The organism is Streptococcus sp. A34, assembly GCF_043674115.1.
Taxonomy (GTDB): Bacteria; Bacillota; Bacilli; order Lactobacillales; family Streptococcaceae; genus Streptococcus; species Streptococcus suis_V.
Window position 1 is genome coordinate 80,103 of the sequence record NZ_JBIMJM010000005.1, and the last position, 6,177, is coordinate 86,279.

10 protein-coding genes are annotated in these 6,177 nt (G+C 48.4%); all 10 read left to right on the forward strand.

Annotation, left to right across the window (positions count from 1 at the left end; translation table 11 throughout):
• Positions 1 to 64: 64 nt before the first annotated feature.
• The 10 genes from ACHBGV_RS02840 to yidD all read left to right on the forward strand — a co-directional run bounded on the left by ACHBGV_RS02840 (position 65) and on the right by yidD (position 6,086).
• Complete coding sequence (locus tag ACHBGV_RS02840; protein ID WP_394719201.1) at positions 65 to 310, forward strand: YneF family protein; 246 nt, start codon at positions 65 to 67, stop codon at positions 308 to 310.
• Positions 311 to 375: 65 nt separating this feature from the next.
• The gene (gene racE / locus ACHBGV_RS02845; protein ID WP_394735609.1) at positions 376 to 1,170 is read left to right on the forward strand and encodes a glutamate racemase; all 795 of its coding nucleotides are present in this window, start codon (positions 376 to 378) and stop codon (positions 1,168 to 1,170) included.
• A complete protein-coding gene (locus ACHBGV_RS02850) occupies positions 1,167 to 2,174 on the forward strand; it encodes a nucleoside-triphosphate diphosphatase (protein WP_394735610.1) in 1,008 nt (335 codons plus the stop codon). Before racE ends, ACHBGV_RS02850 begins: the two co-directional genes overlap by 4 nt.
• Positions 2,147 to 2,674 carry a metallophosphoesterase gene (locus ACHBGV_RS02855; protein ID WP_105111925.1) on the forward strand — a complete coding sequence of 176 codons (528 nt, stop codon included), beginning with the start codon at positions 2,147 to 2,149 and terminating at the stop codon, positions 2,672 to 2,674. Before ACHBGV_RS02850 ends, ACHBGV_RS02855 begins: the two co-directional genes overlap by 28 nt.
• Positions 2,671 to 3,129: a cyclic-di-AMP-binding protein CbpB gene (gene cbpB / locus ACHBGV_RS02860; RefSeq protein ID WP_105111926.1), complete on the forward strand. Its 459-nt coding sequence runs from the start codon at positions 2,671 to 2,673 to the stop codon at positions 3,127 to 3,129. Before ACHBGV_RS02855 ends, cbpB begins: the two co-directional genes overlap by 4 nt.
• Positions 3,126 to 3,857, forward strand: a complete 732-nt coding sequence (gene xerD, locus ACHBGV_RS02865) for a site-specific tyrosine recombinase XerD (protein WP_105160617.1) — start codon at positions 3,126 to 3,128, stop codon at positions 3,855 to 3,857. The genes cbpB and xerD overlap by 4 nt, the downstream gene beginning before the upstream one ends.
• Positions 3,857 to 4,576, forward strand: a complete 720-nt coding sequence (locus ACHBGV_RS02870; RefSeq protein ID WP_105111928.1) for a segregation/condensation protein A — start codon at positions 3,857 to 3,859, stop codon at positions 4,574 to 4,576. The genes xerD and ACHBGV_RS02870 overlap by 1 nt, the downstream gene beginning before the upstream one ends.
• Entirely contained in the window at positions 4,560 to 5,129 is a 570-nt protein-coding gene (gene scpB / locus ACHBGV_RS02875) for an SMC-Scp complex subunit ScpB (RefSeq protein WP_105111929.1), read from the forward strand. The genes ACHBGV_RS02870 and scpB overlap by 17 nt, the downstream gene beginning before the upstream one ends.
• Positions 5,119 to 5,853 carry a pseudouridine synthase gene (locus ACHBGV_RS02880; protein WP_394735611.1) on the forward strand — a complete coding sequence of 245 codons (735 nt, stop codon included), beginning with the start codon at positions 5,119 to 5,121 and terminating at the stop codon, positions 5,851 to 5,853. The genes scpB and ACHBGV_RS02880 overlap by 11 nt, the downstream gene beginning before the upstream one ends.
• Entirely contained in the window at positions 5,850 to 6,086 is a 237-nt protein-coding gene (gene yidD / locus ACHBGV_RS02885) for a membrane protein insertion efficiency factor YidD (protein ID WP_172073751.1), read from the forward strand. The genes ACHBGV_RS02880 and yidD overlap by 4 nt, the downstream gene beginning before the upstream one ends.
• Positions 6,087 to 6,177: the final 91 nt, after the last annotated feature.

Sequence of the window (6,177 nt, forward strand, 5' to 3'; positions counted from 1 at the left end):
AAAAGACGGGAAAATTTGGTATAATAGGTCTAGAAAATTAGAATACAGTCTATAGGAGATTGAAATGCAAATCGGAATCGGAATTGTTATATTATTGGTTGTCTTAGCACTTGCTGGTGGTGTTGCTCTCGGTATTTACCTATCACGCAAACAGGTTGAAAAAATGATTGCGGACAAGCCTATTTTGGATGAAAACGCTCTTCGTTTGATGATGAGCCAAATGGGTCAAAAACCAAGCGAGGCTAAGGTTCAGCAGGTATTGCGCCAAATCAAGAGCCAACAAAAAGTAGCAACTAACAAGAAAAAATAAGCAAGCACTGGGGCTGGGGATTCATTCCCAAGTCCTTTTGTTTGGAGAAAGTCCTAGGAAACTATATGGATAATCGACCAATCGGATTTTTAGATTCAGGTGTGGGTGGTCTGACGGTGGTTTGTGAACTCATGCGTCAACTTCCCCACGAAGAAGTCGTCTATATCGGCGATTCGGCCAGGGCCCCTTACGGCCCAAGGCCAGCTCAACAAATCAGGGAGTATACCTGGCAGCTGGTCAATTTTCTCTTGACCAAGAATGTTAAAATGATTGTTTTCGCCTGCAATACAGCGACGGCTGTTGCCTGGGAAGAGGTTAAGGAAAAGTTGGATATTCCAGTTTTAGGTGTGATTTTACCAGGGGCATCGGCTGCTATCAAGGCGACCCAGTCTGGCAAGGTGGGAGTGTTGGGCACAGCTATGACTATCCAGTCAGATATTTACCGGGAAAAAATTCAGGCCCTGTCGCCGGAAACTCAGGTTGAAAGCTTGGCATGCCCACGCTTTGTCCCTCTGGTGGAGTCCAATAGCCACCAGTCTAGCCTGGCCAAGAAGGTGGTCTACGAAACCCTCAAGCCCTTGATGGGGAGGGTGGATACCCTGGTGCTGGGCTGCACCCACTATCCCCTCCTGCGGGCTATCATTCAAAATGCCATGGGGCAGGATGTAAAACTGATTGACTCTGGGGCAGAAACGGCGCGGGATATCTCCGTTTTGCTTAATTATTTCCAGCTCAATCGCAGTCGGACGGAGGCCAATCTTCAACATCGATTTTATACAACAGCCAGCCCAGAGGCTTTTAAGGATATCGCAGAAAGCTGGTTGGGCATTGATATTCAAGTGGAGCATGTAGAACTATGACAGAAAAGATTTACGAATACAGGGACGAGCGAAATTGGTTTATTGGCAAGGCGAGCTTTGCCAATCTATTTGGGAGCTTTGGTGAGACTGGAAGAGAGCAGGAAATATATCAATTGGGGCATGCTTTCGATCAACTTATTGCCTCAAAATATGAAGATGACTACAACCAGTGCGTCCAGATTGAGATTATTCGATTGCATTCGGATTTCAAACTCATCCAGTTTGCTCTCGATGTCTTAAATGACCTCAACAACCGCCAATTCAAGGCTATCCAGCACCAGGGAGCTGTGCTGGTGACTGAAGGCGAAAAACTGCACCTGGTTTACTTGCCCAAGGAAGGGGTGTCCACAGAGGCTTTCTTTGGTCAGGAGCAAGGCTTGGCCGGTCTTGGAGACAGCATTCTGATTGCCACTAAAAATGAAGGCAAGACCAAGGAATTTCGCAAGTTCTTTGAGAAATTGGGCTATCAGGTTGAGAATCTCAACAACTATCCTGACCTGCCCGATTTGGCTGAGACAGGGACCACTTTTGAGGAGAATGCCCGTCTCAAGGCGGAAACCATTGCAGAGCTGACAGGCAAGATGGTCCTGGCAGATGATTCGGGTCTCAAGGTAGATGTCCTCGGCGGTTTACCAGGAGTTTGGTCAGCTCGTTTTTCAGGTCCAGAGGCGACAGACAGCCGTAACAATGCCAAGTTGCTCCACGAATTAGCCATGGTGTTTGAGACCAAGGACCGCTCGGCCCAGTTCCATTGCACCTTGGTCATGGCAGCACCGGGTCGGGAAAGCCTGGTGGTTGAGGCAGATTGGGCAGGCTATATTGGCACAGAACCCAAGGGAGAAAATGGCTTTGGCTACGATTCGCTCTTTTTGGTCGGTGAGACGGGCAAGACGTCGGCTGAACTTAGTCTAGAAGAGAAGAATAAGATTTCCCACCGGGCGCAAGCCTTAGAAAAATTGTTGGAGGCATTTCCAGTATGGCAGGAGCAAGCAAGACAATCCTAGTCATGAGTGATTCTCATGGAGACCGTAAGATTGTAGAGGAAATTAAGCACCATTACCTTGGCAAGGTTGATGCAATCTTTCACAATGGAGATTCGGAGCTAGACAGCCAAGACCAGCTTTGGGAGGGAATATACGTTGTCAATGGCAACTGTGACTACTTTGGTGGCTATCCAGATAGGCTGATTACCCGGTTGGAGGATGTGACCATTGCCCAGACCCACGGCCATCTCTATGGCATCAATTATGGTTGGCAGCGGTTGGATTATTGGGCCCAAGAAGTGGAGGCGGATATCTGTCTCTACGGGCATCTCCATGTGCCCGATGCAGAGCTGCGGGGCAAGACCCTCTTTCTCAATCCTGGATCAGTCAGTCAGCCACGGGGCTTGGTCAGAGAGTGCCTCTATGCCCTGGTGACCATTACAGATAGTCACTTCCATGTTGAACACTACAATCGTCAGCACCAGATTTATCAGCCACTAACAAAGGACATTCCACGATGATTGCACGCGAATTTGAAGCATTTTTGCTGGCTCAAGAAGAGACTTTTTTGACTCCGGCCAATAAGCTGGCGGTCATTATTGATAGCCATAATATCGACCATGCTAAGCTCCTGCTCAGCCACATGTCCTATTCACGGGTACCTGTTGTGACTGAAGAAGGGCAATTTTTCGGCACCATTGGCCTGACGGAAATCAATCGTTACCAGGCTGAAAATGGTTTGAGCGATGATGAGCTTAATAGCGATATTTCCCTGATTGCAAAGACAGATGAGGAGACAGTTGGTCAAGATTACGACCTGACAGAAGTCATGCGAAAATTGGTCGACCAGTCCTTCCTTCCTGTTCTGGGTGAAAATGGGGAGTTCAAGGGGATTATTACTCGGAAATCCATTCTCAAGGCCATCAATGCCCTGCTCCACAACTTTCCCCTGCCGTCTAAAGAGGCAAAAAAATGAAAGATTGGATTGCAGCATTTATCAGGAGCAAGTCCATAAGCAGCAACAGTCAAAAGTCCTACACCTATGACCTACAGCAATTCATGGAGGTGACCCAGGGCCAGGTCAACCAGCAGACGCTCTTAACCTACCAGCAGACGCTCTTGACTCTGAAGCCTGCTGCCCAGAAGCGCAAGTTGTCAGCAGTCAATCAGTTCCTCTATTTTCTCTACGAGGAGGGGCAGCTGGAGCGATTTTATAAGCTCAAGGCCTTGACCAACCCTGCCTCTATCAAGCAGCGACCACAGGTGGAAGATTTGTCCCCCTTATGGACGGAGACAGCCTTTCTTGATGGGCAGACCATTGCTCTTTTGATTGGCTTTTTAGGGCTGACGCCTAGTGAAATAGCAGAGCTGACTGTGGATGACCTCAACCTAGTTTTTCAGGTGTTGACTGTCCAGAAGGGTCAGACCAAGCGGGTCCTGGATATTCCTAAAGAGATCCTGCCCTACCTAGAAAATCGCTTGACCGGTGTCTATCTTTTTGACAAAAAAGGGCAAACCTATTCCCGCCAGTGGTTCTTTAATCGCTTGACTGAATTTGTTAGCTCCATAGGTCGGTCAGATTGGACCGCCCAGAAATTGAGAGAACAGTATATTCTGAGGCAAATCAAGCAAGGCAAGTCTCTGGACCAGCTGGTCAAACAATTGGGCTTGAAATCAAGCATGAGTTTGGAAAAATACAAGTAATGGATATTAAACTGAAAGATTTTGAAGGACCTCTGGACCTCTTGCTCCACCTGGTGTCCAAGTACCAGATGGACATCTACCAGGTGCCGATTACAGAGGTCATTGAGCAGTATCTAACCTATATTGCCACCTTGCAGGCCATGCGGCTGGAAGTGGCAGGTGAATACATGCTCATGGCCAGTCAGTTGGTGGTCATCAAGAGTCGGAGGCTCCTGCCCAAGGTAGTGGAGCAGACAGACCCAGAAGATGACCCAGAGCTGGAGCTATTGGACCAATTGGAAGAGTACCGCAAATTCAAACTTCTCAGCGAGAAGCTGGGAGAGCAGCATGATGAGCGGGCTAAGAGTTTCTCCAAGCCCAAGGAAGAGCTGGTCTACGAAGATGTGCAGCTGGTCCAGGACAAGACCGTTGTCGATTTGTTCCTGGCTTTTTCCAAAGTCATGGCTGAAAAGCAGGCCAGCCTGCGCCAATCGCATACGACCATTGCCAGAGATGAGTACAAGATTGAGGACATGATGGACCTGGTCCGTAGTCACTTTAAGGCTGGTTCGCGTCTGGAGTTGCGCCAGCTCTTTAAGGATAGTCAGGATATCAATGAGGTTATCACCATTTTTCTGGCCACTTTGGAGTTGGTCAAGGTCCATGAGATTAGCTTTGAACAAACGGAGGCTTTTGGGGATATTTACCTAGTAAGGAGGGAGTATGAGCCGATTAGCTGAAATAGAAGTCCTGCTATTTGTGGCAGGTGAGGAAGGCCTGACCTTGCGTAATCTAGCGGAGATGCTGGACATGCAGCCGACCGCCCTCATCCAGCAGTTGGAGAAATTATCTGAAAAGTACATGGCGGATAAGGATTCTGGTCTGGCACTCTTGGAATCATCCAACCGCTACAAGCTGGTAACCAAGAAGGAATTTGCCGAGCTCTTGCGGATTTATGCCAAGACACCGATAAACCAGACCATGTCCCGGGCCCTCTTGGAAACCCTGTCTATTGTTGCCTACAAGCAGCCCATTACACGGATAGAGGTGGATGACATCCGTGGGGTCAATTCCAGCGGTGCCATTAGTAAGCTCCAGGCTTTTGATTTGATTCGGGAAAATGGCAAGAAGGAGGTGTTGGGCCGGCCAAATCTCTATGTGACCACTGATTATTTTTTGGACTACATGGGGATTAACAGCCTAGACCAATTGCCGGATGTGTCAGATTTGGACCTGAAAGATGAGGAAACAGAGCTTTTCCTAGAAAGAAATGAGTTAGAAGATGAGAATTAACAAATATATTGCCCACGCAGGCATTGCTAGCCGACGCAAGGCTGAGGAATTGATCAAGCAGGGGCTGGTGACTGTCAATGGTCAGGTGGTGCGTGAATTGGGAACTGTCATCAAGTCTGGTGACAGGGTTGAGGTAGAAGGCCAGCCTATTTACAATGAAGAGAAGGTCTATTACCTGCTCAACAAGCCTGGTGGAGTGATTTCCAGCGTATCGGACGACAAGGGTAGAAAGACGGTCGTAGACCTTTTGCCTACGGTCAAGGAACGGATTTATCCTGTGGGTCGTCTGGACTGGGATACATCAGGTGTCCTGATTTTGACCAACGATGGAGATTTCACAGACGAGATGATTCACCCGCGCAATGAGATTGATAAGGTCTATCTGGCGCGTGTCAAGGGGGTTGCCAATAAGGACGTTCTTCGTCCCTTGACCCGTGGAGTGGTCATTGACGGTAAGAAAACCAAGCCAGCTGTCTATGAGATTATCAAGGTGGACCCTGTCAAGAACCGTTCGGTGGTCGAATTGACTATCCATGAGGGGCGCAATCACCAGGTTAAGAAGATGTTTGAAGCGGTTGGTCTACAGGTGGACAAGCTGTCTCGGACTCGTTTTGGTAATCTAGACTTGACAGGTCTGCGTCCAGGTGAGTACCGCAAGCTCAATAAGAAGGACATCAGCAAGCTCCATACCATGGCTGTTACCAAGCCAGCTAAGAAGAAATGACCAGGCTCATCATCGGCCTGGTCCGGCTGTACCAACGATTTATCTCGCCCCTCTTTCCACCGTCTTGCCGTTATCGACCTACCTGCTCGGCCTATATGATTGTGGCCTTGCAGAAGCACGGCTCAAAGGGATTCTTGATGGGCCTGGCCCGTATTGGGCGCTGTCATCCCTTTGTGGAAGGTGGTGATGATCCAGTACCGGACCATTTTAGCCTGAGAAGAAATAAAGTATGAAAAGGTGTAAAAAACCCAAATTTCAAGTTGAAGTTAGCCACCCAAAAGAAATTCACTTGGCGACTTGTAGTCCAAGCATTTTTTAGGGTAG